This window comes from Clostridium sp. FP1, from assembly GCF_011065975.2.
Classification (GTDB): Bacteria; Bacillota; Clostridia; order Clostridiales; family Clostridiaceae; genus Clostridium_AD; species Clostridium_AD tagluense.
The window spans coordinates 1546610-1571709 of record NZ_JAAMNJ020000001.1 but is presented as its reverse complement, the minus strand read 5'-3'; the positions used below and the strand labels follow the sequence as shown (position 1 = coordinate 1571709).

The following is a 25100-nucleotide window of genomic DNA, read 5'->3' as shown; positions in this document are numbered from 1 at the left end:
TCACCTCTTTTATACACTTTTATACATTTTGCGCGTTTGCACTTGCATATTTTTGAATATTTTTAAATGATTTTAAATATTTAGTTAAAATATTTAATTAAAATAATTTTACTAGCAATTAATTTATACTATATCACAGGTTAAAGTAGTGAAACGTGAAGTTTTTGCAATATTAAATAAAATTTTACATTCTATTAACAAGATTTTAATATGTATAGTATGCAAATTGCAGCTTGCCTATTATATTTAGTAATAAATAATATACTTTATCTTATCATACATCATTAATGTGGCAATAACATGTCAATTTGAATATCTTAATGTATAAAGCAGACTTACCACGTGGGAGCCACCTTCTATTTGACATACTGCTCAGCATATAGTAAACTTTATAATTATAAAACTTAAATAAGACAGTTCTAAACCATCCTGTCTATAAACAAAACTAGGACGTAACTACTGTTTTAGGTAGTTTTTTGTTTAAGGGCAGTTTACGCCCTTTTTTATTTGCTTAATTTTGCATAAAAAAAAATAGATGACACTCGCTGTCCACCATCAATTATCAACTATAAGTTATACCACTAGGAGGATTTGTAATGAAAAAAATAGGCTTAACAACTACCGTACCAGTAGAGGTTCTTATTGCAGCAGGTTATACCCCAGTAGATCTAAATAATGTTTTTATAACCTCTAATGATTACTTGAAATATATCGATATTGCAGAAAGAGATGGATTTCCTAAGAGCCTCTGCACTTGGACAAAGGGGATTTATGGGGCGTGCTTAGAAAACCACATCACAGAAATAGTTGGAGTTGTGGAGGGTGATTGTTCTAATACAAAAGCTCTTATTGACGTACTTGAGTTAAAAGGAATTAAAGTTTATCCCTTTTCCTTTCCACATAGTCATAAAACAGAGGATGTAGAGCGTGAAATGAATGCATTTATGAGCACTTTTAATGTAACAATAAAAGAAGTTGAAGTGGTTAGAAAAAGACTAAATGAAATTAGATGTTTAGCTAAAGAAATTGATGAATTGACCTATATTCATAATAAAGCTACTGGCTTTGAAAACCATCTATACCAAGTCTGCACAAGCGATTTTAATGGAGATATAGATGTATTTGAAGCTGACCTTAAAAAAGTTATTTGTGATATGAAAAATAGAAAACAAGTATTTAAAAAACTGCGACTTGGATATATAGGGGTTCCCCCTATGACTGCAGATATATATGAATTTGTAGAGAAGTTTGATGCTAATTTTGTGTACAATGAGGTTCAAAGAGAATTTGCTTTTCCAAGAGCAGATAGTGCATTAGATATATTTCAGCAATATTACGACTACACTTATCCCTATGATACAAACTTTAGGACTCAAGAATTACAAAAGCAAATCCATGAAAGAAAATTAGATGGTATAATTCATTACACTCAAGCCTTTTGCTATAGAGCCGTAGAACATATTGTATTAAAAGAAAAATTGGATATTCCCATATTAAATATCGAAGGTGATAAGTTAAATGTCTTAGATGCAAGAACAAAACTTAGGTTAGAAGCTTTTCTTGATATGCTACTAGACTTAAAGGAGGCTGTAAAATGCGAGTGTTAGGTATAGACCTTGGAAGCCGCGAGGTTAAAATTGTTTTAATGGAAGACAATAACATAATACAGAAGGTGAAAGTAAGTACCATGAACTTTTACAAAAATTACTGCGACTTTGATGGTAAGATTATTGTTAATTTAGAAAAGCTTCATATTGGGCAAATTGATAAGGCGGTGTCTACAGGCTATGGAAAAAACAACACAGATTTATTGCTGTTCACCCCAATAAATGAGCTAAAAGCACATGTATATGGAAGTTTCTATCAAACTGGATTAAAGGATTTTATACTTCTAGATGTAGGTGGCCAAGATGTTAAGGTTGTAAAAGTGGAAAAAGGCCTCATTACGGACCTCGAGCTTAACGAAAAATGTGCTGCATCCTGTGGTAGGTATCTAGAGAATATGGCAAATGTACTTGAAATATCCCTCCAGGACATGAGTGTGCATCATGAAAATCCTATGGAACTTAATTCAACCTGTGCTGTGTTTTCTGAGTCAGAATTAATTGGAAAAATAGCTGAAGGTGTGAGTATAGAGTGCTTGTGTTCTAGTGTTAATTACTCTCTATACAAAAGGCTTAAACCACTTTTAAGTAAATTTAAAGGTAAAAAATTAATTTTAACTGGCGGTGTTGCTAGTAATTCTGCAATAAAGAAATATTTAAAAGATGATTATGAAGAGATAGTATCTATTGAGGAGCCACAATTTAATGGAGCCATTGGTTGCTGTTATTATGGAAGTAAATTTTTATAGAACTAGCTACTTTTTTATTATAAAAATCCCACTGTATCCTTTGATATCAGTGGGATTTTATTCTTTACTTATTCAACTTTCCATGTAGATTGCATATTATGCTGCAATTGTTTCTTCTTCAACCATTTTACTTGTTTTCTTTCTAAGATGAAGAGTTATAGTAGAACCAACAAGTCCACCAATAATTCCACCACATATAGCAAATAATACAGCAAAAATAACTGATTTAGGTTCATTGAAACCAAATGGTGCAAGTAATCCCGGAATAGGTGATGCTGTACCAGGTGCATTATTTATTATTTTAAAATAAGCAGCACTTAACCCAGCGAGTCCTCCACCTATAAAGTTTGAGCAATATATAGGAAGTGCGTTTGCAGTCACTATATCAGCTTGCGTTAGTGGTTCAAGCATCACAGCTACTACATTGCTTCTATCACCAAGTTTAAGCCTTTTGAACATTATACCATTTGTAAAAGATCCACCAACACAGGCGATGGATGCTATACCCATTGCAAGACCTTGTAATCCAAGCATTGCTGTTAGTGCCATAGAACTTAAAGGAGATGTACATATCATTTTCATAATTCCACCTAATAAGAAACCCATTATATAAGGAGATTGCACTGCGGCAACTGCAATCATACCTCCAATACTAAGTAACGTTGAATTTACTATTGGATCCACCCCAAAAGCAATTCCTCTTGCAAGCGGTGCAATCAAAAGAGCACCAACTATTATATCTAATCCTTTTGGAAGTTTTTTCTCTAAAATAGGTCCGATAAATGAAATTATATATCCAGCTACAAATCCTGGCAGAATACCATATCCCAATACCGCAGCACCAGCCGTTACTGCATATACAGGATTTAATCCCATATTTAAACCAACTAGTATTACAGCAGCAACACCGCCCATGTTTCCAGACGCAGCACCTACTTCACCTAAAAATTTAATGTGTAATAAATTGCCGCTTATGTATTTATGTATTGCTTCAACTAAAAATGTTGCTACAGCAGCATTTGCAAGTCCAGACATAGCCTTTTGACCTTTAGGCATTTTTAAACTAAAAAGTGAAAACAGGAATAATGTGAAAAGTAATAATCCAATACCTTTAATTAATATAAACATATTTTCCTCCTTTATACTTTAAAATAACTACAATGAATTTTCAATATTGCGATTTGTCATACAATTATTATAATTGCAAAGTTTCAAAAAACTTCGCAAGACTTCAAAATGCAATAAAAAAATTTTAATAATTATTTTTCGCAGTAGGAAATAAGTCCATCAACAAATTTTTTTATGGTTACTTTCCCTCTATCAGAGCTCTTTTTTCTAATATAGTCCATTTCTTTTTTTACTTGTTCAAAATTAAAAAGTCCAGTTGAATATTCTACAAAAACATCGTTCATATAATCTTCTATTCCTAAACTGGCAATATTGCTCATAGCCGTGGAAATGGTTCTTCTAATCCTTTGCTCCATGGATTTAGGATTATCAGTAAATTTATTACATAATTCTTTTAAGGTATAGTTGTCCATGTATTCATTATTTTTCATTAAAAATACAGTAATATCAATTAAATCTTTACTGCCCACTTCACCTATTATTCCTATTCTAAGCATTATATTTTTTATTGTTTGTACTTCATCTTCTGATTTTAAACAATTACTATCTAGAATGCTTGTATCTTTATTAAAAAGTTTCTGAATTTGATTTAAAGTTCGGTTGGTTTCTAAATTTTCAGATACTTTTTTTATAATAGTTTCAATCTCAACTGCGTTTATTGGTTTTTGTATATAAAATTCTATTCCATTTTTATAGGCTTTTTCAATCATATTTTTAGCTGATACCTGAGAAATCATTATAAATTGCATTTCAGGACGCGTAGGTTTTACATTCTTAACTATGGATAATCCATCAACGCCAGGGATGAAAAGATCCACTAAAACTATATCTGGATTCAGACACTGAATCTCCTCTAGGCCTTCTCAACCTTTAAGAGAATATCCTAGAACGGTACCCAAATCTCTATCACATATTATTTTTTCTAAAATCTTAACAATAATAATATCATCTTCGATTATAAATATATTCATTCTGAGTCCTCCAGTTCTGATTTATTAATAGTTATGTAAAAAGTAGTTCCAGAATTTTCTATAGATTTCACTTTAATAGTACCCTTTAAACCTTCTTCAACAATGTTTTTAACAATACTTAACCCAAGCCCACGGTTTATTTCACCTGTACTATAATTGATTTTAGTTGAGAATCCTGGAGAGAATATGTACATTAAATCGCATTCTTTTATTCCAGAGCCTGTATCACTTATCACAAAAATAAATTTTTCCTCTATTGACTTTTCTACAAATGAAATACAAACATTATGAGTTCTAGCACTTAGTGCATCTAGTGAATTCATAATTAAATTTCTAAAAATAGACATAAGATAATAATGCTTAGTTGTATAAAAATTTTTATTTATCTTAAAAACTAAAGCTACATTAAGTTCTCTAAATTTCACTTCATTTTTCATACTATCTTCTAATATATTAATAATATCCTTAAAATACATACCTTTATCCGTAGTCTTATCTTCTGTTATTTCTTCAATACCCCTTACAACAAGTCCGTATTCTTTCTTTATTTCGTGAACATCTTTAGCAATATTTAAAGACCGCTTAGCCCAGGTGTCTGGCTCTTCTTCTATGGATATTTTTTCAAATAATTCATAAGCGTTACTCATAACTTTTTCTATGCCACTCATGTTTTTTTTCATCCAATACATTTCTGTTTTTAAATCAGAAGTTAGTAGTAGAAGTTTTTTATATCTTTTTTCATGTTCCTCTTTTAGAAGAAGTAACTTATAAAACTTTAGACTATTTAATATTATTAAACTTATAATAGAACGTATAACTGCAACATAAAATAATGTGGTAACTGCATTTAATTTTAGCATAGTAAACTTCTCAAAGTTTCTTATTATTATTTCTACAAAATTTCCTAGGTAATCACTTAATATCAATGTTATTAATAATCTTTTTAAATCAATTGTGGTTATTGTTTTATTAAAGATTTTAAAAAATATACTATAAAAAGCATAAAAGAATATCTCTGGGAAATAAGCTAATAAAATTTCAATAAAACTCCCGTTTTCAATAAAATAAATACCTACTCTTAAAAGATAAACAGAAATAGCACACATAACTCCTGTTTTTATAGTATCTAGTTCATTAAAAAAGTATAGAAATACAGGAAATAATATTATTGCCACTGAAACTCTAAAATCAGATATAAGCAAATTCATATTTATTTGTGAAGTGATTGCAATAATTATAGATATTACAATCATTCTTTTTAATTTGTTATTCTTTATAATCGCCATATTTATTTATCCCCGCAACAAAATTTAAAATGTAATAATGAAATCCGTTATAGAATTTAAAGATTTACAGCTTAATAGTACCATTTTAATATAAATGTTACAATTTTATTTGTTATTTTGTTGCTTTTTATAGTATTTGTAAAATATATAATAATAGAATCTTAAATGGGACAGTTAGTAATTTATAAAAATTACTAACTGTCCCTTCTCTTACTTGCCACTTGCCACGTTGGTGGCACCATCACAATAATACTTCATTGCCTCATTTAAGAACTTAGCTAACCCTTCTTTATGCTTATCAATATTAGCTGTAAAGCGTTCATCATTAACATATAACTCTCCAAGACCTCTAAATATTTCTATAGTACAATTATAGAAACTATTTGTAATTTCCTGTCTTAGCTCAGCTACTGCATTTTGAACTTCTTGGTTCGCTATTCCCTTATGCATATTAGCTACAATTTTACTGTAGATTTTTTCATTTGTTATATTTATTTTATCCCAATCCGCTTTTGTGTATTTTGAGGTTTTTTTAGCGCTTTCCGTGTAGGCCTCAGAGTCACCATATTTTTGCTTTGTCTCCTCTGCATATTTTTCTTTAGCTGCTTCTATTTCACTAATATCAAAGCCTTCAAACATTTCCTTGTTATTCATATCTATTCCTCCTTCAATGGAATCTATAGTTTTATCTACAGATTTTATTATCTTACTTAGTCTCTTCTTTTTTTCTATCAGTAGTTCTCTGTGAGCTCTTAATGCATGTTTTCTATCAAAGTCTGGATTATCTAAAATTTCTTTTATCTCTTCCAAATTGAAATCCAGTTCTTTAAAAAACAAAACTTGCTGTAATCTTTCAAGGTCAACATCATTGTAAAGTCTGTATCCGGCTGATGTTACAGAATCTGGCTTTAAGATACCAATTTGATCATAATGATGAAGTGTACGTACGCTTACCCCAACAATATCAGCTACTTCTTTTATTTTATAAGGCATAAAATCAACTCCACTATTCTTAATTAGTAATCACCTTCCAAGCTTCTCATGGTCTTTTATGATACATGCACTAAAGTGTCAAACTATTAATGCATTTACTATTATCCTCCTACAAATTTATAATAAACTATAACGTTAGGTTAGAGTCAATATGAATTTTTAATATTAAATAACTTCTTTCAATACAGCCTTTTTATATTTTGAATTCACCATAATATAACCAATAATCTGAATTATAAAAAATGCTACAGAACAGATTATTGCAACAGTAATATATGATTCTCCAAGCTTGCTACTTAAAATAGAAGTGGGAGACTTTCCTTCTGAAATGTGGTTAAAATAATAGGGACAGTTAATAATTTATTAAAGTTATTAACTATCCCTATTATTTATTTGTGTAATTTACCATTTATCACGTGGATGACATTTTTTAACTTACACCATGCCACTTGCCACATGGGTTGCACTATATGTAGTAAAGACTTTCCGTTGCGTATTCAGCATCAGATGTTATATCTATACCAAGTTTTCTGAAAGTTTGCTCATCATTTGTACTTATAATTGTAGTTGAGTGAGCTTGACATCCTTTTAGCATTGTTAACTTATCCATAGCTACTTTTGCTATTGGATTTGTAGCAGCACATATACTAAGTGCAATTAATATATTTTCACAATCTAAAGCTGGTTTTTTACTGCCTAAGATTTTTGATTTTAGATTTATAATTGGCTCAAGTATAACTGGAGAAATAAGATGAATTTCGTCATCTATATTAGCAAAATATTTAACAGCATTTAAAATTATAGCAGCTGTTGCATCCATTATATCTGAACTTTTACTAGTTAATATTGTTCCATCATTAAGCTCTATTGCAAGTGCTGGACAAGCTTCATTTTTATTAGAACATTGCTTTAAATTAGCTGACCTTTCCCTTGCAGGCATAACAACTTTTCTATCTTGCTGTTTTAAATTAAGTTCTTCCATAAGAAGCTTAACTCTATCAAAAGTTTCTTTATCTATGTAACCTTTTTTATATTCACAGCCTGTTTTGAAATACCTTCTTATTATCTCTTGCCTAGATGCTTCTTTAATAACATCATCATCAATAATTCCAAAGCCTACTCTATTAACTCCCATATCTGTTGGGGATTTATAAACAGCCTCTTCTCCTGTTATTCTTTCTATAATTCTCCTAAGTACAGGGAAGGTTTCAATATCACGATTATAGTTTACTGATATCTTATTATAAGCATCAAAATGGAAGGAATCTAACATGTTTACATCATTAAGATCTGCTGTTGCAGCTTCATATGCAATGTTTAGTGGGTGCTTTAGTGGAACATTCCACACTGGGAAAGTTTCAAATTTTGAATAGCCGGCTGCTCTACCTTGCTTATGTTCATGATAAAGCTGGCTAAGACAAGTAGCGAGCTTTCCACTTCCTGGTCCTGGCGCTGTTACAACTACAATAGATTTTGTTGTTTCAATGAATGGATTTTTACCGTATCCCTCATCACTTACAATTGCATCTACATCTGTAGGATATCCTTTAGTTGCTCTATGTTTATATACCTTTATGCCTCGGCGTTCAAGCTTATTTATAAAAATTGTAGTTGCTGGTTGCCCGTCGTATCTAGTGATTACAACACTATTTACATCAAGCGCGTATGCACGAAGATCATCAATTAATCTTAAAACATCCACATCATAAGTGATCCCAAAGTCTCCTCTTATTTTGTTTCTTTCAATATCTCCTGCGAATACACAAATAATTACCTCAACTTTTTCTTTTAATTTATGTAGTAGTTTAATTTTTGCATTTTCATCAAAGCCTGGTAAAACTCTTTTTGCGTGAAGATCATTGAAAAGTTTACCACCAAATTCTAGATATAACTTATCATAATCATTAACTCTTTCTAAAATATATTTTGATTGCTCTTCTAAATATTTTTTCTGATCAAATCCTATTTTCATTTTTATTCCTCGCTTACACCATTATTTTTTAGATATTTTACAACTAATATTTTACAAACAATATTTTTCCATAAATAATATAAATAAATATGCTTTTACAACTTTATATTATTACACAATTTTAGTTTAAAGTAAACTTAAATTGTAATTGAAATTTGACATAGCAACTAATTTATAGTACCATTAAAAATGTTAAAACTTAATAAGACAGTTCTAAACCATCCTGTCTATAAACAAAACTAGGACGTAACTACCGTTTTAGGTAGCTTTTTTTTGTATAGGGTGTATTATGCCCTTTTTTATTTATAAAAAAACTGTAAAATATAAAAATTATGTAGATTTCGGGAAAAATAATAATTAAATTAACATAAATTCTAGGAGGAGTGTCCTATATGTATATTTTAAAGGCAGAACATAGCTTTGACAGTGCACATTTTCTTTCTGGTTACGTGGGAAAATGTTCAAATATTCACGGACATAGATGGAAGGTTGAAGTTTACGTACAATCAGAAACCTTGCTAAAAGGCGGTCAACTTGATGGTATGGTAATAGATTTTGGGGATTTAAAAAAAGATGTTAAAGCCATGGTAGATTGTTATGACCACGCCTTAATAGTTCAAGAAGGCACTATGCGTTTCGAAACCTTAAATTGTATAAAACAAGATGGCTTTAATGTGATTGTGGTTGATTTTAGACCAACAGCAGAAAACTTTGCAGGGTTTTTCTTTAAACTAATGAAGGATATAGGCTATAATGTAAAAAGAACTACGGTTTATGAAACACCAACTAACAGTGCAACATATGAAGAAAGCGAGGCACGTTAAAATGAAATTTAAAGTAGTTGAAAAGTTCACAAGCGTCAACGGAGAAGGTCCTCTTTCAGGTCAGCTTGTAGTATTTATAAGATTTGCAGGCTGTAATTTAAATTGTAGCTACTGCGATACCACTTGGGCTAATACTCCCGATGTGTGTTATGACCTCATGACAGCAACAGACATATATAAATATATTAAATCTACCGAAATTAGAAATGTAACCTTAACCGGTGGCGAGCCCTTACTTCAAGAAGGAATTATAGAATTGTTAGAAATGCTTTCTAAAGATAGCTTGCTTCATATTGAAATTGAAACTAATGGCAGTGTCGCTTTAAATGAATTTAACATTATAGAAAATCCACCCAGCTTTAATATGGATTATAAATTACCCTGGAGTAATATGGAAGATAAAATGAATTTAGATAACTTTGCGTCTTTAAGTTATAAAGATACTGTTAAATTTGTGTGTGGTAGCAATGAAGATTTACAAAAGACCAAATTCATAATAGATAAATATGAGCTTTCTAATAAAACCAATGTATATATTAGTCCAGTATTTGGACAAATTGACCTAGAGATGATTGTAGACTTTATGAAGGATAATAAAATGAATGGTGTTAATCTTCAAATTCAACTTCATAAAATCATCTGGGATCCAAATAAGAGAGGTGTATAAAATTATGGCAATTGATACAAAAGCAATAGAAGAACATATAAGAGGAATTTTAATAGCTTTAGGTGATGACCCATGTCGCCAGGGACTTAAAGATACCCCTGCACGTGTAGCTAAAATGTATGAAGAAGTATTCGCTGGCATGTGCTATAGCAATGATGAAATTGCTGAAATGTTTAATACAACGTTTGTTGATGATTTAATAGTTAATGATGACTCCCTGGATATAGTTATAATGAAAGATATCCAAATATTCAGCCATTGTGAACACCATTTAGCCCTTATGTATAATATGAAAGTTTCAGTTGCATATGTCCCTACTAAAAAGATTATTGGACTAAGTAAAATAGCAAGAATAGCTGATATGGTAGGTCGCAGATTGCAACTTCAAGAAAGAATAGGAACAGACATAGCCCAGATTATGCAGAAGGTAACTAGCTCACCAGATGTGGCTGTTATTATAGAAGGTGAACATGGCTGCATGACAACTCGCGGAATAAAAAAACCAGGCACTAAAACAATGTCAACTACTTTTAGAGGAAGATTTAACACGGATGTAATTTTGAATAATAAATTGATGATGCTTTATAATAAATAAAGGATGGTGTATTAGTCATGAATAGTGAAAAAGCAGTAGTAGTATTCAGTGGTGGACAAGATAGCACAACTTGCCTGTTTTGGGCGTTAAAGAAATATAAAGAGGTTGTCGCTGTATCTTTTGATTATAGTCAAAAACATATATTAGAACTAGATTGTGCAAAGGATATATGTAAAAAACATGGTGTAGAATATCATTCTTTAGACCTAAATCTTTTAAATCAGTTAGCACCAAATTCCTTAACAAGAAAAGATATGGAAGTAGACACTGACGCTCCCAGTGATGGTGTCCCTAATTCCTTTGTAGATGGAAGAAACTTATTATTCTTAACCTTTGTAGCGGTATTTGCAAAGCAAAGAGGGATAAATAATATTATAACTGGTGTATCTCAAAGTGATTTTAGTGGTTACCCAGATTGTAGAGATGTGTTTATAAAATCCTTGAATGTTACCTTAAACTTAGCTATGGGCTATGATTTTGTAATTGAAACCCCTTTAATGTGGATTAACAAAGCAGAAACTTGGAAAATGGCTTATGATTTAGGTGTACTCCCTGTAGTTAAAGAGGATACTTTAACTTGTTATAATGGAATAAAAGGTAATGGTTGTGGGGACTGCCCTTCTTGTAAGCTAAGAAAAAAAGGATATTTGGAATTCAAAGAAAAATACCTTTAAAAATGAAACAAGGCTTAGTAAATTTTAATGTTTACTAAGCCTTGTTTTTTATTTTTTTAAAACAAAAGACTATAATATCTATCTATAGTTGTTTGTAATATTTCAATGCTAATAAATCTTGCCTCGCGAATAACTTCTTTGCCTTCAATATAAACAATAATTCCAGGCAAAGTAAATATTGAGTACTGTCCTGCTGCCTTGGTAAATGTATCAACTTTAATTTTACTTATCTTAATTTCGGGAAATTTAATTAACATTTCCTCAATTTTCGGGAGCAATGAGCCACATATACTGCAGCTCTCTGAACTAAAGTAAAACATTGCTATTGTATTATTTTTTATGAACTCATCCATTTCCTCTAAAGTATTTAGCTCTATCATTATTATTCCTCCTCAGCTTCCCGCTCTTCCTGGTGCCACCCACGTGACAAGTGGCATTTTAAGATGAAAATCTACTTTTCTAATAGCTCTTTAAGCTCACTTAAATCATCAACACATATAACATTTGTACACTCTTTTAATCCATCTCCCCTTAATATAACAATTCCCTGCATGCCGAGCTTTATAGCTACTTCAACATTCACAATATTATCATCAATAAATATCGCTTCTTCTGGCCTAATGTTTAACCCATCAAGAGCTGTATTAAACATTAGCTCATGTGGTTTCAATACCCCAAGCGTTGACGACATAACAAAGGTAGAAAAGTATTCTCTTAGCCCAGCATTTTTAAATACACGCTCTAGTGAAGGCCAAGTATCGGATACTACCCCTAGCTTATAATGCTGACTTAATCTTGGTATAACTCGAAACACATCTTTATAAAATTCTATAAAATGTTCTAATTCTTCTATTTCAGTTAAAATTAGTGGATGCTTATGAAAGTACTCATCGCCTTCATTAAATGCTTTTTCTACGAGATCTATATTTAAATCTTCAAATTTATTCTTATCAACATATTTGAAAAAATTTGGTGGCATAAACCAATGACCTGTTCGCGGTCTGTTAAGAACACGACCTGAGTCAAATAATACTGCTTTTATATTTTGGGTATCTATCATTTTATTCCCCCATATCTATTTCCCTTAAATCAGGTCTTATTATGATGTCTACATTCATATACTTATTAATGGTTTCAGAAGTTTGCACTGCTCTTACCATTTTGCTCGAATATATTTATCTCCGTGCCTAATTCAGTATATATACATGTTTTCTCCCTTCAAGTTATACGGCTTTCTAATGAATCATCTTGCAACAATTGTATAGATTTTTATATTAGCATATCTCTTATTTCAATTTCAGTGCCTTCTGGTGCTTTAATTTTAAATAAATATCCATCTTCAACTTTATAAATTTTTTCTCCATTTTTAATCTTAAAATTGGTATAACCTAATTTTTCTATCCTCTCAAACTCGACCTGAACACTATCAACTAAAAAACACATATGTACTATGCCTTCATTTAACGAACTCCAATCCTTTAATCTATCTCCCTTTTTAGCAGTTTGTAATTCGATCATAAATGTTCCTAGTCTTAACCATGTATTAAAATCTCGTTTATGGAAATTTATTGCTGTTTTAACTAATTTAAACCCTAAAATTTCAGTATAAAATTGAAGTGATTCTTCATATTTTTCTGTTTGAATACAGACATGATGTAACATTTTTACGCTCATAGTATATTCTCCTTTATATATCTATTTGTAGAATATTATAATACAATAATTCACTAAACTATAGTTTGTTTACACCCTAATTATAACATTAATTTCTAGATATTGTTATATGGCAAGGTCTTTATAACTAATGAACAATTATAAATGCTCTTAAGGTCATGCCTCATAATAAATAAACTGATATTACATTGCGTTGCATTGTAATATCAGTTTATTTATTATTGAGTATATTTCTTTCCAACTATAAACCCTAATTATATTTTCATTTAATGGCTTTCGATTATAATTAGCATCCAATAAAAGAACCTTAAATCCTGCATCTGATAGCTGAACTGCGTTATCGTAATTATCTTCAATAAACACATTGCACTCTAATTCTCTTGCTTTATCCACTTTATAATGACTACCTAAAACAAACAAATCATCATATGGTATTTCATTTTTCCTTAGATATGAATGAGTTAACATAGTGAGTGATTTTTCTCTTGCTGTAACGAAAAATATATTATGCATAAGACTTAGTCTTTTTATAACAATTTGCACATCTTCGCGAAGTTTTTGCTCTGAATGAATTTGAATTTTATTTTTATCATAAAATTCCTCATATTCACTCTGCTTAATGCCCATTACCTCATGGATATAATATTTAGTTATCTGCTTTTCAGTTATATTTTTGTTAAAATATTTATTAGTAATATTAAGCCAATAATAAGCATCCGTTATTGTCCCATCAATATCAATGCATATATTTAAATTTTTCATATTATCTTCATCTCCCTTATGCTTTTATTATATGCGTTAAAAGTTAAGAACAAGTTAAACTTGTATTATGATTTGTTTAAATTTTGAGAATTTTAGTAATATTTAAACTGCGAATATAAATCATTAAATATCAAATAATAACTATAAGAATAAACTACAAGGGAGTTGTTGTAAAATGTCAAATTTACCATATGACGGTTTTATGCAAAAGGAACTATTAGTTAAAGGCCAACTAATTAATTCTTCTAATAATGATGAAACTACAGCTCATTGCAGTCATTCCTGTCCTAAGTGCAACGTGCGAAAATGTGAATTGTGTGAAGGACATTCTGGTAATCATAAATGCTCTGAAGGACATACCTGGTAATAAAAAATATGCGATGCCATTTGCTACCTACGTGGCAAGTGGCACCTCATATTTAAATGTCGTTAAATCATCTTCTGCGAAGCTGCAATATTAACGACTTCAGAAGGAGATTTAGATTCCCACTGAAGTTTTTTTTGTTATAGTACAGGACTCCCACTTATAGAAGTAGGAGACTTCCTTCTGAAATGTCGTTAAATATTTTAAAATACTATATAATAATCCATTACAGAAATTTCTTCAAACCCACAAGATTCATAAAGTCCAAGTGCTTTTTTATTTTCTGTAGCAACCTCAAGAAAAATATTATCTACCTGTTTTTTCTTCAATATATCCAGTGCTAAGCACAAAATTTCTCGCCCATATCCCCTTCCTCTATATTCTGGAATTACTCCAAATCCATGAATAAAACCTTCATTATCAGTGACACTAATATGAATCTTACCTATAATTGTTCCCTTAAGCTCCGCAATATAGCTAATAAAATTATCATCTACCTGAATGGCTGGTTTTTCTAAGTCCTCTTTACCATCAACCTCTTCTTCTGGAAATCCAAAATAAATAGAACCTTGTCTTTCAATTTCAGATGCATCATCATTAGTTGCCATTCTAAGTTCAATTCCCTGGTTCAGATTAGGCTCAAGAGTTCTTTTATTCAAACACATTTTATACTCTGCAGATCCATATTCAGCTCCAACGTGGTTTATAAAAGCTAAACCTGAAAGGGATGTATGATCGCATAGCACTAACACCTCTGCCGGGTTTATTTTTTGCCATTCTTCCTTAGCAAGCAAGTATAGCTTTTTAAAAATTCCTTTACGACGAAACTCAGGGTGTACCATACCACTGAGTTCTACTGAAGTTCCATGAAAATTACATAAACCTAAATAACCTACTAAAATTTCATTGTCGTAATATAAAAACTCCGCCATAATTTTATTTTTCAAAGAATTATTTCTTTGCTGCATTTTAAATTCAAGTTCTAATTTTAACTCAGTTTTTTGTTTTTCACAGCAAACAGCTTCTAGAGCTTTAATAGCTGCATAATCTTCTTGATTTAATTCCAACTTCATAGTAATAGTATGCTGGTGATTGTCCATTATTTTTTTCCTCCCTAATTTTAAAATTCCTACTTAAAATATAACCTATATTTTATTATTCACCAAGTGATTTAAAAATCTCTTTAACTCCTTTTCCCCAATTCTTATCCTCTGCATATTTACTATTTATCCAATCAAAAATATCCATATTAGTAGGCTTGTCCTTAGATAAATTAATAACGGTCCTAGCAGCTATTCTGCTAGAATCATATATATCAGTATTATATTCCTTCCAACTATGGAATACATTAAAGGGATTGTTTGCAATCTTTTGTGCATTTTCATGGCTCTTTGGAACGAAAGACTGTTCCTGTCCTGTAATAGCAAATAAGATATGTGGATTTAAATTAAACTCTTTAGAAGTTCTAATTATAGCAGAGAAATATGGTTCCTCAGCAAGTATTGAATTTCTTGAATTTAAAAATTCTAATAATTTGCCTTTATCAATGGTTTTATAATTAAAATATTCAGGCAGGTGAGGATGATAGCTCATTGCATCTGCAACAAATAAATCATATTTATCACTACTTAATACATCATTCTGCTTTATTTCATTTTTATTTTTATTTTCATCTCCTATGATTTTACTGATATTAATAGGATTATTTAAGGAATATAAAGATAATATCAATAAGATTAATACAGAAAGGGCTATTTTTGTAGATGAAATCTTCTTTGCAACAACCTCCAACATCATATTTATTGTTTCAGAAGCACTATTAAGCCTTACCGCTAGTCCCCTTTTATATTTACATATTAAGTTTTTAGAATTATGTTTACAAATTGATGCCCCCTTAAATTTAACCACATTATCCATAGTTGCTAATTCAGCTCTTTTATAAGGTAACTTTTCAATATCATTTGACACATTCAATGACCCCACATATTTTTCAAAATCTTCTTTGGATACAGTATTTTTTTGGTTTTTATTTATCCATTTAATAAGTGAAGTTTTTAGCTGTGGATTTTCTTCTGATTCAATAATGAAGGCATTAAAAATATCCGATTTTAATATATTATCCTTGTCTTTTAAAATTGTGCTTTGCATTATATTTTTTTTAATATTCTGCTTGTCTTCTCTATTTATTCCTTCTAAATTCTTATCAATAATTTCATACATAGTCCGTGATAATATGGAGGCATTTTCTTTCGAAGAATTATTAGGATATTTTTTCACAACATATAATTTTATTTTTTCTATCTCTTGCCTTGTCAAAACAAAGGAACCTTTTAATTCATCAATCACATTCTTCATAACTTTAACACTACTCCAAACAAATATATTTTAAAGGGCTTTTAAGCATTTCTTAATTAGTTTTGTATCAATATTATACCTTGTATTGATATAAATTCCAATTTAAAATTCTCTTCTACCCTTTTTGCTATTCCTATCCCTAGACATAACCTTCCAAAAGTGACTAACTGTATGCATCCCTTCATAAATAAGTCCTGTCTTACAAAAGAAAAGCTCATCATCTTTTGTTTTTATATTTTGTTTGAATGGATAATCCTTGATATTTCCTGAATAATAAATAAATCTCCTCATAATTCCACAAATATCTGTTGGCGTTATCTTATAGAATTCTAAGGAAGTAAGCTGTATTCCTCCCTTGCTTAAGGCTTTCATTACAAATTCAGAGCATATATAGGTCTTATAAAGAGCATGCTTTTTATTAGAAATAATCCCAATGGCTTGAAGTAAATTGTAGTAATATACCTCAGCATCATTATATATATCATATATAAATTTACTTATTAGTTCATATTGATCTAAAGTTACAGGTATGCGATATACATTAATAGGAACATCATCCTTAACTCCCATGTTAAGTGTAAATACACTTTCCCTGATAATACCGCCTACAAGAGGATTGCTAACTGATAGTCTACAAAACGAATACATTTGGCTTAGATTTTCATCTAAGCTAATTGAAGCATGATTATATTTTGCTCTTAAAAACTTTCTAATTATCTTTCCTGTGTAAGTTGGTGTTCTTGAAATAATAACATAAACATACTTTTCCATTTTGCTTCTCCTTGCAACTACCTAGTTATAATATGTGCTAACAGAATGACTATAATACTTTTACCCTAGCTAGTAAGAATCCTTTATAATTCTAGTTTACTATTTTTGCTCCGTATATAATTGAACTTGATTTTTTACACCTTTAGCTAATATATCCATTATAGTCATAATTTATTCCACATCTAAATCTTTATTATTATTTTGAATTATCAATATTTAAAAGAAAAGTCCTCTACTTATAAAAGTAAAGAACTTTCCTTCTGAAATGTCATTAAATTTAGCTACTAATAATCTTATGCTTGTCAGATCATACTTTTCTTTAAAAAAATCTAAAAAAACTTGTACAAATTCAAAAATATACAAAAAAATTACCTATATCCAAACACTTTTTTTCAAAATGTCCTTCCTATTGGTACCACTATATAAATAACCCTCCCTTTTTATACACTTATTAATCCTTCCTTAACAAGTTTACACATAGTATTGTGCCTGCGCCATATACATAGTTTCATACTGACTTCCTGATTCTTTGATTAATTCATCATGGGTTCCATATTGAACAATCTCACCTTTATGAAACACAGCAATTTTATCACAAAATTTACAGCTTGATAGCCTATGAGAAATGTATATTGTAGTTTTATCTCCTATAAGTTCATTAAATCTAGTATAAATTTCAAATTCAGCAATTGGATCAAGGGCTGCTGTTGGTTCATCCAAAACCACAATTGGAGCATTTTTATATACGGCCCTAGCCATTGCTAACTTTTGAGATTGTCCTCCTGAAAATTCTATACCATCCTTATCAAAGGTTTTATAAATAGATGTGTATATTCCTTTATCTAGCTTTTTAATAGCCTTTTCTAATCCAGATTTATTAAGCACCTCCATTATTTCATCATCGCCCATACTTTTATATTCTTCAAAAGCAATATTTTCTTTAACCGAAAACGCTAATAGTTTATAATCCTGAAAAACTACCGATAAAAGCTTCATATAATCATCATAATTATATTCACCTATATTAACGCCATTAAGTAAAATCTCACCTTCTGCGGGCTCATACAATCTTGTAAGAAGTTTTATAAAGGTGGTTTTTCCTGCACCATTTAACCCTACTACAGATAATTTTTCACCATTATTAATATTAATAGATACATTCTTTAAGGTATAATTTTCACTTCTAGGATATTTAAATGATACATTTTTAAACTCAATATTGCATTCATTTATATTTTCAATCTTTTTACCCTCTTTATTTTTAGAAGATTCTATCTGCTCAAATTCCAGATATAAATCAAGATATCTACACATTTGTCTAAACTCTATAAAACTTTTAAAGAAATCAGATATAGATGTGCTAAATTTATTAGCAGCGCTTATATACATTGTAAAATCACCTATTCCAATACTATTTTTAAATACCTTATAGGTCATATAAGCATAAACAACTATCATTTGAAGCTGCATATTGACTTCATTTAACCCATTATATTTTCCCATGAGCCTAAATAGCTTTCCAAAGCATTCAACACTCTTTTCATTATAACCTTCTATTTTTTCCATGATAAGCGGCCTTATGTTATATAATCTCACATCTTTACCCATAGAAAAATCCGAAGTTATTCTTGCGTAATATCCGAATTTTCTATTAAGAGGGATTAACTCCCCATGAAATTTATACTGCGCCGCCTGTGATTTCTTAAATAAAAATGAATTAAGTAAAACGATTCCCAGTATTAGAAAAACTATAAGGAAATTCAATGTTGATATTACTACTAAAAGACCTATGGCAGTAACAAATTGTGAGATTGAATCTACTATGCATTTTATCATACGTTCTAAAACGCCTTGATTACGCAAAGGAAATATAGCTCTTTCTTTTAAGTTTAATATATCTGGATCTTCAATTTTCTCAAAATCCATATCCATTATTTTTTGTCCAATCAATAAATCAAAACCATTTATTATCTCCATGTTTTTTATGTCCACTAAGGTATCAATCCATCTACTAATAAGATTTAAAATTCCATTTGCTACTACAATGATGGAAACTAACATTATAAAAACATTTACTCTCTTCTGTCCTAAAAGTTCATCTATGATAAATTTAGGCATAATAATATTAATAAAGGGGGTTATAGCTTTAAATATTGCAGATGAACATAAGACTGGTATATAGCTTTTAGACATTTTAGAAGATAACTTTAGAAAATATCTCATAATTTCAAAGTCTTTTTTGAGTCCTGCTAATCTATCATTTTTCATCTATATAACCTCCTCTAAAGTTTTTTCCTTGTAGTAATGCGCTTGTATATTAAACATTTCAGCGTACCTTCCATCTTTACTTAAAAGCTCATCATGAGTACCGTATTCCTTAATTTCACCATCTTCAAAAAATGCTATAACATCACAAAAACGTGTACTTGAAAGTCTATGTGAAATATATATTGCAGTTTTATTCCCTATCATTTCGTCAAAGCCTCTATAAATATTATATTCTGCAATTGGATCAAGGGCAGCTGTAGGCTCATCTAGAACTATAATATCTCCTTCTTTATAAAGCGCTCGTGCTAACGCAAGCTTTTGATTTTCTCCTCCTGAGAACTCTACCCCTTTTTCATCAAGTATCTTTAAAACACTTGTATCAATGCCCTTTTCTAATGAATTAATTTTAGCAGCTACTCCTGCTTTATCAATACATTTATTAATTTTTTCACGGTCAATATTACCTTCGCTTACCAATGCAACATTTTCTGCTACTGAAAAGGCAAGCATCTTTATTTCTTGAAACACAACAGAAAACTTTTTATAATACTCATCCTTATCAAAACTCGCAATATTTACCCCATTAAGTAATATTTCTCCTTCTATTGGCTCATAAAGTCTTGTTATCAGCTTTACAAAGGTAGTTTTTCCTGCACCATTAATTCCAACTATAGCAAGGCGCTCACCAGCCTTTATTTTCAAGGATAAATTTTTATAAATATATTTTTCACTGTTAGGATATTTAAAAGCAACATTTTTAAATTCAATTTCATATGGAGTTTTATCAGGAATAGGCTTTGGATTTGGGTTTAATATTCCATCATCAAATTCTAAAAAATCACGGTAATCATTTATATATAAGTTTTGAGCCCTTATATGTGCTATATCCGTCATGATATTTTGCATCCAAGTTGCAAATCCACCTATTGTAACAAAGTACATAGAAAAATCACCAATTCCCATACCTTTATATATTACTCTATAAATTAAATAAGCATAAATAATACCTTCGCGAAATAAGAGAAGCATCACATCAAGTGCTGATACTACAAAATACTTATATTTTATTTTTTCATTTATTTTAACTTTTTCACCCCTAAAATTTTTAAATTTCTTTGAAAACCAATTTCCAAGGCCATATATTCTTATATCCTTGCCATAAGAAAAATCATGCATGATATTATATACATACCCTGATTTTCTATTTAATTCAGATATATCATCTTTTCTACTGTGCTCATATCTTTTAACTTTAAGTGTTAAAAAATATATTACTAACACATTAGCAAGAAGATACAAAAGTATAAATGGATTTAAAGTTGAAACAATAGCAATATATCCCATAAAAGCAATTGCACTTCCAAACAAAGCAAATAACCTATGAAATACACCTTCTATTCCATTATCATTATTGTCAGCTGCGCTCCATGCATTTTCAATATCATTTAGGGTTTTAGAATCTTCTGTATATTTAAAATCCATTGTCATGCTCTTTTTCTGCATCATAGTAATAAACTTAAATCTTATCTTAATCATTTTAGGGTAATATGCTCCCCCTAAATAAGCTACCAAATAATTAGCAGTTACTGAAAGAACAAAGAAAATAACAAGAATCATCATTAAAATATCAGTTCTTTTTGCCCCAGTTAATTCATCAATCAAAAACTTAGGAGCAAATATACCTATAAATGGAAGCATAACTGTTAAAATTGTGTAAAATCCAAAATATCCGAATAAACCCTTGTCCCATTTCCATGCATTTGCAACTAAAAACTTGATATTTGTCATAACACCTCTATTTTCTTGGTCTTTGTTTTTTTTCAAACGAACCCCCCCCTGTATTTTACTTCTAATTAATATAAATAGTAACAGTTTTTTTATATAATGTAAACAAACCAATTTTACACTAATTGATAGAAATCTTTTGGGAAAGTATTATTTTAATTAATTTCGAACTTGGAAAACGTAGAATGTTTTGGTAAAATTATATATATGTTACATTCTTTGAATGAATACATATGGTAATAAACCTTTAAGTTAAAAGAGGTAACAAAAAAACAAAGAGAGGTAGATCGCAATGAACATATTTTTAAGAGAAATAGATGCAAACAATTGGAGCGAATGTGTTAACTTAAAAATCAAAGAGGAGCAAGCGGCATATTTGCCGCACCCAAATGTAGTTTCAATTGCTCAGTGGAAGTTTAATCCTACTTGGACTTCTTTAGGCATATATACTGGCAATGAAATGATAGGTTTTGCAATGTATGGTGTGGATATAGAAGACAATACTATGTGTTTATTTCGTTTTATGATTGATGGAAACTATCAAGGAAAAGGTTATGGAAAATGTGCTTTGGATGGAATATTAAAGAAGATTAAAAGTGAAAATGATTTTAATGAAATATGGTTGAGTTTCCATCCAGAAAGTATAGTAGCGGAAAGGTTATATTCTAGTTTTGGATTTAAGCCACGGATTACTGGACTAGAGGCAGATGACGAAGTATTCTATGTGCTTAAATATTAAATTTAAGAGGCAATATTCAATATTTTATAGTTTATTTTTCAAAACAAAAAAACATAAGGTAGATGTACCTACATGTTTTTTTGAATTTCTAAATTATATGAAAAACAACAGGTAGCTTTATACTAACTATTTTGAAATAAATTCTACACCCTCATTTTTATTAGTTCATCTTAACTAATCTTTTACAAAAATTTTATCTAGCAAGTCTCCACCATACTAGTTCCTCTACTTCCCCATCATCTGATGTTTTAACACTTTCCTTATATTTAATAAATCCATTTTTCTCTAATACTCTATGAGATGCAATATTAGTTTTTTCAGTATCCGCTACAATTGATAAGGCTTTGGGATTTGTAAATATCCATTTTATTAGAATTTTCTATATATAATCTATAATTTTCAATGTCTAATGGTAAAATTTTAGTCTTTGAGTAGTTACTTCTATCATTTATTTTCCCCCAAGTTTTTCTGTTTTGTTACATGTATATTTTGACATACATTATATAGTTGAATCAAGGGAAAGAATTATTATAACTAATTTTTCCCGAAGCTTAAGCTCTATCTTTACCTCAATAAACTTGATAAGCTGCTCTGATACCCAAGAGTAAATTATACTAAAACCTACTAAAATTAAAGGTAAAAAAATTTCACTATAATTCCTCTTTCCAGAAACTATTGTTTTTTATACCACAAAAGCTACCACCAGTTATAAAGGTAGTAGCTTTAAATCTATACATTTTTTTGTATATATAATTTTTTTAACACTAGAAATCGAAAGAAAAATTAAGGTGTTATCCTTGCATAAAAAGTTCAAATATTTCTCCTGTAATAAATTTAATATGAGGATATAATAGTAATTTACATACATCATCATTTTCATATTTTTTATTTAGTTTATAAGAATTATCTTGTAAATAATATTGTTCTATGGTCTTTGTTCTGTAATCTACTAACAAATATTCTTTTATGCCTTTTGTAGCATATAACTCCATTTTATATTCTCTATCATTTTTTTCTGTAGATTCACTTAATACCTCAAAAATCAACTTTGGAGTTTCTAAATGTAGTAGGTCATTTTCAAATTTCTCCTTTATATCTTTACCACAAAATACTGATATGTCTGGTATTCTGTACTCATTTTCTTTAAATTTAATATACAATTCACTAATTGCTAGGCATGTATTAGGTAGTTTATCATCTAACATTTTAACTATATTAAATATGCTCCGACTATGTTTTGCACTATGAGAAAAGTAGAATACTTCTCCATTGGAATACTCTGTATTATAGCCAGTATTATCTTTAATGCTTTGTGATACTGCTATAAACTGTTCGTATGTTAATAAATTATTAGATATAGGTAAACTCATAGTATCCACTCCATTTCCACAATTTTTATAATTATAACATCTACTGGCATAAAAAAGTAGCTATTGTAAGGCTAATACCAGTATTATATTTGCAACAGAATACACTGTAGAATTTGGTGGCATTGGTACTAGAAAAAATATCTACAAAGTGAATATCCCAATACACCTTCGGAATATTCCAAAAATTATATACTCTTACCACAACATTTTTTATATTTTTTCCCACTTCCACAAGGACATGGGTCATTTCTTCCTGTTTTCTCTTCTTCTCTAACAAAGGGTTCTTCTATATCTTCATCAAAACTATCCCCATCTATATCATACTGATCTATCATTTCATTTGAAAAACCCATTTTATTAAATTCTTTTTCATATTTTTCTAGCAATTTCTGTGAATTTTCACTATTCAAAATAGCTTCAAAAAATCCCTCTTTCACTTTATAAAGCTCTGGATAATATTTTTTTATTCTTTTTATATCACTTACATATTTTTCGCACTCAATTAACAATGACGTCTCAATCATAGTCTTATATTCCTTATGTTCTTCCTTTTTCATATCCATTGCATCTATAGGAACAACTTCCATTGCTATAAGGGTTACAATATCCTCATGAAATCTATCATCTTCTGAAAACGCCTCAAAGGGCACTTGAATTTTTTCAAATTCACTAAATTCATCTTTTAATGTTAGAATACTTTTGTCTCCTGGTCTTAATCTTAAGGCTGCCTCAGCCACAACTATAGCTTCTGTAGTCAGTCCACTACCTATAATCAATTTAGACACTTCAACAAGATCCCATGCCACATTTTCTCTAAGTTCATCCTTTTGCATAGCAACATTTATAAGCTTGTCTAAATCCTCCATCATCTCTTCCTGTGAATCTGTTTCCACATCTATAAATATAATTTTAAAATATAGACTAGTAATATCAATTTCTTTTGAAGAACCTATTTCTATAGTCTTGTTTAAAGTCTTCTTAGCCTCCCTAGGTAAATCACTTTGGATATATGCTTCACTAAGTCCAAACCATAATGAAATATTCTCCTCATCTTGTTTTATTGCACTTTCAAAAGCTTTAATAGCTTTTTTATTATACTTTCTTTGAATATAAGCATAAGCCAAATGCCCTCTAAATCCAGCATTATCAGGTTCCTTTTTTACAAGATCCTCATATATTTTGACTGCCTTCCCGCTGTTACCATTGGTTATATATACTTCACCCAGTAAACTTTTAGGTATTAAAAGCTCTGGCTGCCTAATCAAAATATCTTCTAAAATACTTATAGCTTTTGATATCTCATTTTCTTCTAAAAATTTCTTAGCCCGCTCAAGGTCTATGCGACTCATGTTTGACATTGATGCAAGCATGTCATATTCTTTTTTAGTTTTTTCATTACTTAAGGTTTCATATGTCCTTCCTATTTCCATAAATTCATTTGGATATCTATCTGGTAGATACCTTCTTGCCATTTGAAAATATGCTTTTTTAATCTCATTTGCGGGTGTATCAGATGAACTATCTAATATTTTGTCATAATCTTTCATTT

At 29.9% G+C, this 25100-nt stretch carries 25 protein-coding genes; 8 read left to right on the top strand and 17 right to left on the bottom strand.

Annotation, left to right across the window (positions count from 1 at the left end; genetic code table 11):
* Positions 1 to 596 precede the first annotated feature (596 nt).
* Together G9F70_RS07610 and G9F70_RS07605 are read left to right on the top strand one after the other, a co-directional pair.
* A complete protein-coding gene (locus G9F70_RS07610; RefSeq protein WP_164945450.1) occupies positions 597 to 1607 on the top strand; it encodes a 2-hydroxyacyl-CoA dehydratase family protein in 1011 nt (336 codons plus the stop codon).
* Positions 1595 to 2353 carry an acyl-CoA dehydratase activase gene (locus G9F70_RS07605; RefSeq protein WP_164945449.1) on the top strand — a complete coding sequence of 253 codons (759 nt, stop codon included), beginning with the start codon at positions 1595 to 1597 and terminating at the stop codon, positions 2351 to 2353. Before G9F70_RS07610 ends, G9F70_RS07605 begins: the two co-directional genes overlap by 13 nt.
* A 96-nt stretch (positions 2354 to 2449) precedes the next feature.
* On the opposite strand, the gene G9F70_RS07600 is transcribed toward G9F70_RS07605, so the two are convergent.
* The 5 genes from G9F70_RS07600 to G9F70_RS07580 form a co-directional block, all read right to left on the bottom strand.
* Entirely contained in the window at positions 2450 to 3481 is a 1032-nt protein-coding gene (locus G9F70_RS07600; RefSeq protein WP_164945448.1) for a PTS sugar transporter subunit IIC, read from the bottom strand.
* Positions 3482 to 3612: 131 nt separating this feature from the next.
* The gene (locus G9F70_RS27265) at positions 3613 to 4329 is read right to left on the bottom strand and encodes a response regulator (RefSeq protein WP_224617814.1); all 717 of its coding nucleotides are present in this window, start codon (positions 4327 to 4329) and stop codon (positions 3613 to 3615) included.
* A 119-nt stretch (positions 4330 to 4448) separates the two neighbouring features.
* Positions 4449 to 5738 (bottom strand): ATP-binding protein, encoded by a 1290-nt coding sequence (locus G9F70_RS07590; RefSeq protein WP_164945447.1) that lies wholly within the window; start codon positions 5736 to 5738, stop codon positions 4449 to 4451.
* A gap of 210 nt (positions 5739 to 5948) precedes the next feature.
* Positions 5949 to 6731 (bottom strand): MerR family transcriptional regulator, encoded by a 783-nt coding sequence (locus tag G9F70_RS07585; RefSeq protein ID WP_164945446.1) that lies wholly within the window; start codon positions 6729 to 6731, stop codon positions 5949 to 5951.
* A gap of 466 nt (positions 6732 to 7197) precedes the next feature.
* Positions 7198 to 8703 carry a DUF1846 domain-containing protein gene (locus G9F70_RS07580; RefSeq protein WP_164945445.1) on the bottom strand — a complete coding sequence of 502 codons (1506 nt, stop codon included), beginning with the start codon at positions 8701 to 8703 and terminating at the stop codon, positions 7198 to 7200.
* Between the two features lie 392 nt (positions 8704 to 9095).
* Here G9F70_RS07580 and queD point away from each other — a divergent pair, with 392 nt between their 5' ends.
* The 4 genes from queD to queC are packed head-to-tail and all read left to right on the top strand — an operon-like array spanning position 9096 to position 11463.
* On the top strand, positions 9096 to 9527 hold the full coding sequence (gene queD, locus G9F70_RS07575) for a 6-carboxytetrahydropterin synthase QueD (protein ID WP_125006596.1): 432 nt from the start codon (positions 9096 to 9098) through the stop codon (positions 9525 to 9527).
* A 1-nt stretch (position 9528) separates the two neighbouring features.
* Positions 9529 to 10194, top strand: a complete 666-nt coding sequence (queE, locus tag G9F70_RS07570; RefSeq protein ID WP_164945444.1) for a putative 7-carboxy-7-deazaguanine synthase QueE — start codon at positions 9529 to 9531, stop codon at positions 10192 to 10194.
* A gap of 4 nt (positions 10195 to 10198) precedes the next feature.
* Positions 10199 to 10789: a GTP cyclohydrolase I gene (gene folE, locus G9F70_RS07565; protein ID WP_164945443.1), complete on the top strand. Its 591-nt coding sequence runs from the start codon at positions 10199 to 10201 to the stop codon at positions 10787 to 10789.
* 17 nt (positions 10790 to 10806) lie between these two features.
* The gene (gene queC, locus G9F70_RS07560) at positions 10807 to 11463 is read left to right on the top strand and encodes a 7-cyano-7-deazaguanine synthase QueC (protein WP_164945442.1); all 657 of its coding nucleotides are present in this window, start codon (positions 10807 to 10809) and stop codon (positions 11461 to 11463) included.
* A gap of 56 nt (positions 11464 to 11519) precedes the next feature.
* On the opposite strand, the gene G9F70_RS07555 is transcribed toward queC, so the two are convergent.
* The 5 genes from G9F70_RS07555 to G9F70_RS07535 form a co-directional block, all read right to left on the bottom strand.
* Positions 11520 to 11843: a thioredoxin family protein gene (locus G9F70_RS07555; protein WP_164945441.1), complete on the bottom strand. Its 324-nt coding sequence runs from the start codon at positions 11841 to 11843 to the stop codon at positions 11520 to 11522.
* Between the two features lie 71 nt (positions 11844 to 11914).
* Entirely contained in the window at positions 11915 to 12523 is a 609-nt protein-coding gene (locus G9F70_RS07550; protein WP_164945440.1) for an HAD family hydrolase, read from the bottom strand.
* Position 12524: 1 nt separating this feature from the next.
* Positions 12525 to 12638: a histidine phosphatase family protein gene (locus G9F70_RS27455; protein WP_411956013.1), complete on the bottom strand. Its 114-nt coding sequence runs from the start codon at positions 12636 to 12638 to the stop codon at positions 12525 to 12527.
* 94 nt (positions 12639 to 12732) lie between these two features.
* Positions 12733 to 13137 carry a VOC family protein gene (locus tag G9F70_RS07540; RefSeq protein ID WP_164945438.1) on the bottom strand — a complete coding sequence of 135 codons (405 nt, stop codon included), beginning with the start codon at positions 13135 to 13137 and terminating at the stop codon, positions 12733 to 12735.
* A gap of 183 nt (positions 13138 to 13320) precedes the next feature.
* Positions 13321 to 13899: a 5' nucleotidase, NT5C type gene (locus G9F70_RS07535; protein WP_164945437.1), complete on the bottom strand. Its 579-nt coding sequence runs from the start codon at positions 13897 to 13899 to the stop codon at positions 13321 to 13323.
* A gap of 175 nt (positions 13900 to 14074) precedes the next feature.
* Between G9F70_RS07535 and G9F70_RS07530 the strand changes: the two genes are divergently transcribed.
* Positions 14075 to 14266: a hypothetical protein gene (locus tag G9F70_RS07530; RefSeq protein ID WP_164945436.1), complete on the top strand. Its 192-nt coding sequence runs from the start codon at positions 14075 to 14077 to the stop codon at positions 14264 to 14266.
* Between the two features lie 200 nt (positions 14267 to 14466).
* On the opposite strand, the gene G9F70_RS07525 is transcribed toward G9F70_RS07530, so the two are convergent.
* From G9F70_RS07525 to G9F70_RS07505, 5 genes are all read right to left on the bottom strand, one after another.
* Positions 14467 to 15363, bottom strand: a complete 897-nt coding sequence (locus G9F70_RS07525) for a GNAT family N-acetyltransferase (RefSeq protein WP_164945435.1) — start codon at positions 15361 to 15363, stop codon at positions 14467 to 14469.
* Positions 15364 to 15418: 55 nt separating this feature from the next.
* Positions 15419 to 16618, bottom strand: a complete 1200-nt coding sequence (locus G9F70_RS07520; RefSeq protein WP_164945434.1) for a glucosaminidase domain-containing protein — start codon at positions 16616 to 16618, stop codon at positions 15419 to 15421.
* A gap of 102 nt (positions 16619 to 16720) precedes the next feature.
* Positions 16721 to 17389: a hypothetical protein gene (locus G9F70_RS07515; protein WP_164945433.1), complete on the bottom strand. Its 669-nt coding sequence runs from the start codon at positions 17387 to 17389 to the stop codon at positions 16721 to 16723.
* Positions 17390 to 17860: 471 nt separating this feature from the next.
* Positions 17861 to 19657, bottom strand: coding sequence for an ABC transporter ATP-binding protein (locus tag G9F70_RS07510; RefSeq protein ID WP_164945432.1), 1797 nt, complete (start codon positions 19655 to 19657; stop codon positions 17861 to 17863).
* Positions 19658 to 21481, bottom strand: coding sequence for an ABC transporter ATP-binding protein (locus G9F70_RS07505; RefSeq protein WP_224617464.1), 1824 nt, complete (start codon positions 21479 to 21481; stop codon positions 19658 to 19660).
* 253 nt (positions 21482 to 21734) lie between these two features.
* Between G9F70_RS07505 and G9F70_RS07500 the strand changes: the two genes are divergently transcribed.
* A complete protein-coding gene (locus G9F70_RS07500) occupies positions 21735 to 22181 on the top strand; it encodes a GNAT family N-acetyltransferase (protein WP_164945431.1) in 447 nt (148 codons plus the stop codon).
* 791 nt (positions 22182 to 22972) lie between these two features.
* On the opposite strand, the gene G9F70_RS07495 is transcribed toward G9F70_RS07500, so the two are convergent.
* Positions 22973 to 23551, bottom strand: coding sequence for a Uma2 family endonuclease (locus tag G9F70_RS07495; protein WP_164945430.1), 579 nt, complete (start codon positions 23549 to 23551; stop codon positions 22973 to 22975).
* Positions 23552 to 23736: 185 nt separating this feature from the next.
* On the bottom strand, positions 23737 to 25098 hold the full coding sequence (locus G9F70_RS27260) for a tetratricopeptide repeat protein (protein WP_164945429.1): 1362 nt from the start codon (positions 25096 to 25098) through the stop codon (positions 23737 to 23739).
* Between the last annotated feature and the right edge of the window lie 2 nt (positions 25099 to 25100).

What these genes read in the sequence shown, in the direction of transcription:
- G9F70_RS07610 (WP_164945450.1), top strand. Translation starts at nt 597, where the DNA reads ATGAAAAAAATAGGCTTAACAACTACCGTACCAGTAGAGGTTCTTATT.
- G9F70_RS07605 (WP_164945449.1), top strand. Translation starts at nt 1,595, where the DNA reads ATGCGAGTGTTAGGTATAGACCTTGGAAGCCGCGAGGTTAAAATTGTT.
- G9F70_RS07600 (WP_164945448.1), bottom strand. Translation starts at nt 3,481, where the DNA reads ATGTTTATATTAATTAAAGGTATTGGATTATTACTTTTCACATTATTC.
- G9F70_RS07590 (WP_164945447.1), bottom strand. Translation starts at nt 5,738, where the DNA reads ATGGCGATTATAAAGAATAACAAATTAAAAAGAATGATTGTAATATCT.
- G9F70_RS07585 (WP_164945446.1), bottom strand. Translation starts at nt 6,731, where the DNA reads ATGCCTTATAAAATAAAAGAAGTAGCTGATATTGTTGGGGTAAGCGTA.
- G9F70_RS07580 (WP_164945445.1), bottom strand. Translation starts at nt 8,703, where the DNA reads ATGAAAATAGGATTTGATCAGAAAAAATATTTAGAAGAGCAATCAAAA.
- queD (WP_125006596.1), top strand. Translation starts at nt 9,096, where the DNA reads ATGTATATTTTAAAGGCAGAACATAGCTTTGACAGTGCACATTTTCTT.
- queE (WP_164945444.1), top strand. Translation starts at nt 9,529, where the DNA reads ATGAAATTTAAAGTAGTTGAAAAGTTCACAAGCGTCAACGGAGAAGGT.
- folE (WP_164945443.1), top strand. Translation starts at nt 10,199, where the DNA reads ATGGCAATTGATACAAAAGCAATAGAAGAACATATAAGAGGAATTTTA.
- queC (WP_164945442.1), top strand. Translation starts at nt 10,807, where the DNA reads ATGAATAGTGAAAAAGCAGTAGTAGTATTCAGTGGTGGACAAGATAGC.
- G9F70_RS07555 (WP_164945441.1), bottom strand. Translation starts at nt 11,843, where the DNA reads ATGATAGAGCTAAATACTTTAGAGGAAATGGATGAGTTCATAAAAAAT.
- G9F70_RS07550 (WP_164945440.1), bottom strand. Translation starts at nt 12,523, where the DNA reads ATGATAGATACCCAAAATATAAAAGCAGTATTATTTGACTCAGGTCGT.
- G9F70_RS07540 (WP_164945438.1), bottom strand. Translation starts at nt 13,137, where the DNA reads ATGAGCGTAAAAATGTTACATCATGTCTGTATTCAAACAGAAAAATAT.
- G9F70_RS07535 (WP_164945437.1), bottom strand. Translation starts at nt 13,899, where the DNA reads ATGAAAAATTTAAATATATGCATTGATATTGATGGGACAATAACGGAT.
- G9F70_RS07530 (WP_164945436.1), top strand. Translation starts at nt 14,075, where the DNA reads ATGTCAAATTTACCATATGACGGTTTTATGCAAAAGGAACTATTAGTT.
- G9F70_RS07525 (WP_164945435.1), bottom strand. Translation starts at nt 15,363, where the DNA reads ATGGACAATCACCAGCATACTATTACTATGAAGTTGGAATTAAATCAA.
- G9F70_RS07520 (WP_164945434.1), bottom strand. Translation starts at nt 16,618, where the DNA reads ATGAAGAATGTGATTGATGAATTAAAAGGTTCCTTTGTTTTGACAAGG.
- G9F70_RS07515 (WP_164945433.1), bottom strand. Translation starts at nt 17,389, where the DNA reads ATGGAAAAGTATGTTTATGTTATTATTTCAAGAACACCAACTTACACA.
- G9F70_RS07510 (WP_164945432.1), bottom strand. Translation starts at nt 19,657, where the DNA reads ATGAAAAATGATAGATTAGCAGGACTCAAAAAAGACTTTGAAATTATG.
- G9F70_RS07500 (WP_164945431.1), top strand. Translation starts at nt 21,735, where the DNA reads ATGAACATATTTTTAAGAGAAATAGATGCAAACAATTGGAGCGAATGT.
- G9F70_RS07495 (WP_164945430.1), bottom strand. Translation starts at nt 23,551, where the DNA reads ATGAGTTTACCTATATCTAATAATTTATTAACATACGAACAGTTTATA.
- G9F70_RS27260 (WP_164945429.1), bottom strand. Translation starts at nt 25,098, where the DNA reads ATGAAAGATTATGACAAAATATTAGATAGTTCATCTGATACACCCGCA.